The sequence below is a fragment of the Thermus aquaticus genome (assembly GCF_001280255.1).
Classification (GTDB): domain Bacteria; phylum Deinococcota; class Deinococci; order Deinococcales; family Thermaceae; genus Thermus; species Thermus aquaticus.
This window is the reverse complement of the sequence record NZ_LHCI01000106.1, coordinates 549,207-553,188: the sequence shown is the minus strand read 5'-3', so window position 1 is coordinate 553,188 and position 3,982 is coordinate 549,207. Positions and strand designations below refer to the sequence as shown.

General features: G+C 63.2%; 2 protein-coding genes and 5 pseudogenes. 2 read left to right on the top strand and 5 right to left on the bottom strand.

The features are described 5' to 3' along the window. Window positions 1-207, top strand: a 207-nt coding sequence (locus BVI061214_RS03935; RefSeq protein ID WP_211256774.1) for a transposase, incomplete at its 5' end; no start/stop codon positions are given. A 30-nt stretch (window positions 208-237) separates the two neighbouring features. Here BVI061214_RS03935 and BVI061214_RS03930 read toward each other — a convergent pair. The 3 genes and pseudogenes from BVI061214_RS03930 to BVI061214_RS03920 all read right to left on the bottom strand — a co-directional run. Beyond that, a pseudogene (locus BVI061214_RS03930) lies at window positions 238-567 on the bottom strand (carbohydrate ABC transporter permease); the annotation flags it as partial. Then, entirely contained in the window at window positions 564-1,439 is an 876-nt protein-coding gene (locus BVI061214_RS03925) for a carbohydrate ABC transporter permease (RefSeq protein WP_053767376.1), read from the bottom strand. The pseudogene BVI061214_RS03930 and the gene BVI061214_RS03925, both read right to left, overlap by 4 nt. Window positions 1,440-1,494: 55 nt before the next feature. Further along, window positions 1,495-2,364, bottom strand: a pseudogene (locus BVI061214_RS03920) (ABC transporter substrate-binding protein); the annotation flags it as partial. Window positions 2,365-2,408: 44 nt separating this feature from the next. On the opposite strand from BVI061214_RS03920, the pseudogene BVI061214_RS14175 reads away from it, so the two are divergent. Next, window positions 2,409-3,266: pseudogene (locus BVI061214_RS14175) on the top strand (transposase). Between the two features lie 22 nt (window positions 3,267-3,288). On the opposite strand, the pseudogene BVI061214_RS03910 reads toward BVI061214_RS14175, so the two are convergent. Beyond that, window positions 3,289-3,711: pseudogene (locus BVI061214_RS03910) on the bottom strand (ABC transporter substrate-binding protein); the annotation flags it as partial. Between the two features lie 76 nt (window positions 3,712-3,787). After that, window positions 3,788-3,982 (bottom strand): annotated as a pseudogene (locus tag BVI061214_RS12855) (hypothetical protein); the annotation flags it as partial.

Below are 3,982 nucleotides of genomic sequence, written 5' to 3'. Positions count from 1 at the left end.
CGGGAGGGGGCGGAGGTGCCGGAGATTCCGCGGGAGCGTGGGTTCAAGCCTTTACCTAAGAGGTGGGTGGTGGAGAGGACCTTTGCCTGGCTGGGGCGGAACCGGCGTCTTGCCAAGGACTATGAGGAGAACCCTCGGGTAAGCGAGGCCTGGGTCTATCTGGGCATGCTACGATTGTTGGTGAAGCGGCTAGCCAGGGCCGCGTAACTGCCCCTGGAGGACTTTTACGACAGCCTCGTAGAGCACGGCGTTCTTGGGCGGAAAGGGAAGCCGGCCCAGGGCGTAGGCGGCCATCACCCCCAAGGTTAGGGAAAGGAGCGTGGCCCCCCCGGCCACAATAAGGGAGTTCAGGAGGTTTCGCCCAAAGTTGGCCTGCAGGAAGACGTTCTTGTAGTGGTCCAGGGTAAAGGGCAGGGGGAGCAGGCTGGGATCCGTGGAGAAGAGTTCGTTTGAGGGCTTGAAGCTGGAAACCACCGCCCAGTAGAAGGGAAAGACGCTGTAGACCACCACGAAGACCACCAGGAGGTAGAAGAAAAACCGGTTTAAGCCCCTCAGGAACGGCTTCATTTCAAAGCCTCCTTGCCCACGGTGCGCATGTAAAGGACCACGAAAAGGAAGATAAGGACCAGGATGGCCACGCTGATGGCCGAGCCGTAGCCCAGGTCCTGGAAGTGAATGAGGGTCTGGCGGTTGTAAATGGCCAGGGAGCGGGTGGCGGGGTTCACCCCGCTCATGACGAAGATCACGTCAAAGACCCTGAGGGCGTCCAGGGTGCGGAAGATGAGGGCCACCACCAAAGCGGGGGTGAGGAGGGGCAGGGTGATGGTCCAAAACTGCTGCCATCGGGTGGCCCCGTCAATGCTGGCGGCCTCGTAGAGCTCCTCGGGGATCAGCTGGAGGCCCGCCAGGAGGAGGAGGGCCATGAAGGGCGTGGTCTTCCACACGTCCACGGCGATGATGGAGGGGAGGAGGAGTTCAGGCCGGGCCAGAAAGGCCACCTTATGAGCCAGGATCCCCAGCTTGACCCCCAGGATGTTGACGATGCCGTAGACGTCGTGCAACATCCACTGCCACATCTTGGCGGAGACCACCGTGGGGATGGCCCAGGGGATGAGGATGGCGGTGCGCACCAGGCCGCGGCCTTTGAAGTTGGAGTGGATGATGAGGGCGATGGCGAGACCCAAAACCGTCTCCAGGCTAACCGAGATCGCGGTGAACCTGAGGGTGTTCCAGAGGGCCTGGCGGAAGTCCGGGTCCTGTAGGAGGTAAAGGTAGTTCTCCAGGCCCACAAACTCCGGGGGCTCCACGAAGGCGATGTCGGCCTTGAAGAAGGACCCGTAGAAGACCTGGGCCAGAGGGTAGCCGGCCACCAGGACCACCACCAGCAAGGTGGGCAAGACCATGAGCCAGGCGAGGCGGACCTGTCTTTGCGTCAGCATGGCGCCTTTTAAGGATACGCCCGGGGGGCCCGGGCCCCCCGGGACCAGAGGGCCTTTAGCGAAGGATGCGCTTCAGACGGGCCTCGAGGTCCCTGACCGCGGCCTCGCCCTTCTTCTGCCCGGTGAGGACGTTGTGGACCTCGGTCCAGATGGCCTCGGAGACCTGGTTGTACTTGGCCCCGGCCACGTCGGAGGGGCGGGAGACGGCGTTCTGGAAGACGGGAAGGAGGTCCCTAAACCAAGGGTTCCTGGCCAAGACATCCCTGTCGGTGTAGAGAGCAGGGCGGGTGGGCAGGCGGGAAAGGCGCACGGCGTTGTCCTTCTGCACCTCGTAGGAGGCCAGGTACTTGACCAGGTCGGCGGCCTCCTTGGGGTAGCGGCTGTAGGCGGAGACCATGAGCTGCCAGCCCCCCAGGGTGGCGGCGTTGGGGGCGTCGGCGGAGACCTTGGGGAGCACCGTGACCCCGAACTTGCCCCGGATGGGGCTCCCCTGGGCCTGGCCCAGGGCGTAGGCGTAGGGCCAGTTACGCATGAAGAGGGCGTTGCCCTGCTGCCACACTTTCCTGGCCTCCTCCTCGGCGTAGCTGGTGACCCCCTGGGGGGCGATGGTGCCCACCCAGCTTCTGGCCCGGTTCAGGGCCAAGGCGGCGTTCCCGTTGTTGACGCTGATGGTGCCATCCGGCTCAATGAAGCGCCCACCCTTGTGGGAGTAGACCCACTCCAAAGCATCGCAGGTGAGGCCCTCATAGGCTTTGCCCTGAAAGACGAAACCCCAGAAGTCCCGGTTGCCCCCCTTCCGCTCCCCTTCCATGACCTTCTGGGCCATCTGCTCCAGCTCGGCCCAGGTGCGGGGCGGGTTCTTGTATCCGTACTTTTCCAGAAGATCCTTACGGTAGTAGAGGATGCCCGCATCAGTAAAGAAACCCAAGTTGCTACCTACCCCCTGGGCCAGAAAAAATAGTGGCCGCTATGCTCTCGCGCACCATAGCGGCCTTTTGCATCATAGACGACGCCCTCCAGGCAATGGGCCACAAGGACGACCCCCAGACCAAGGTTCCCTCCAGCGTCATCCTTACCCTCGCCATACTCGCCGCCATGGAACTCGGTGGCAAGCACAACAAAGCCCTGGCCCTCGCCAAAGACCTGAACCTCTTCACCCACGTCCCCTCCCCAAGCCGCTTCAACCGCAGGCTCCACGCCCTCTACCCCCTCTTCCTGCCCCTCCTTCACCTCCTCTCCCAGGTCTGGAAGAACCTCCACTAGGCCCAGGCCTACGCCTTGGACACCTTCCCCCTCCCCGCCTGCGAGAACATCCGCGCACCCCGCTCCCGACTCTTCCCCCACAAGGTCTACCGCGGCTTCGTCCCCAGCAAGCGGGTCTACTTCCACGGCTTAAAGCTCCACCTCCTGGTGGACGACGGGGAGTTCATCCACGAGGTGAACCTGAGCCCGGGAAGCTTGCATGACCTGTCCTCCCTACTTCTCCTCCCCCTGAACCTTCCCGAGGGGGCGGAGCTCTACATGGACCGGGGGTATGAGAGCCATCTGTACGCTGCTTTCCCGTCAGGGAAACACCTGGAGGACCTGCTGCGGGAGGCGCAGGGGATCGTTCCCATGGTCATCCGCAGGGGGAACAGTCGGCGGTATGTGCCCTGGCCCCAGTACCTGGCCATCGTGGGGCGGAGGGTGGTGGAGAATGTGAGGGGCATGTTGCACGCCATGTTTCCCCGGCGCATTCACGCCGTGACCCAAGAGGGCTTCGTCATCAAGGTGCTCTCCTTCGTCCTGGCCCACAACCTGAAGCTTCTAACTCAGGAAATGGCTTAGGTAGCAACTTGGGTTAAAGAGAAGGAATAGAGGTGAGCTTCCCCCGGATGGTGTTGTTCTGAACGATACGGGGGAAGAACTCCCGGAGCTCGGCCTCAGTGAAGTACTGCTTCAGGTCCAGGGCGTGGGGGGCCAAGATGCCCAGCCAGATGACATCGATCATGTAGACGTCCACGTCCGGGCTCCTGGCCGCCCAGTACTGCTGGTAGAGGGCCAGGCGGTCGTTGGTGTCGGCGGGGGAGTCAATGTACTCCACCTGGATCCCCGTCCTCCTGCCCCAGGCCTCCACCATCTCCTTCATCCAGCGGCCGCCCTCGCCCACGGCGGTGGAGTCCCCCGCCACCCGGATGACCGGGCCCGCCTAGGCCCGCGCCAGGGAAGGCCCCAGGATGAAGCTGGCCGCAAGACCCACGCCTGCCTTCTTGAGAAACTCCCTACGCCTTATGTGCTCCTCCTATGGAAGCTTTTCCAGGGGCATTATATCCCCAACCCCTTCCCCTGTCAACGGGCGCTGGGCTTGCCTAGTAAATCGCCTTGTACCCATGGGGCGGCGGCAGAAGGGAGAGAAGGACCCTAAGGCCGCAGGCGATGAGCTCCAAAAACGCCCGCACCATGGCCGTCCAAGGCTTCCCCAAAGGTAGGCCCCCCCAGCCAGGTCTTCATCCCCCCAAACAACCCCTCCACCACCCCGCGAAACCGGTACACCTCGGAGTCCC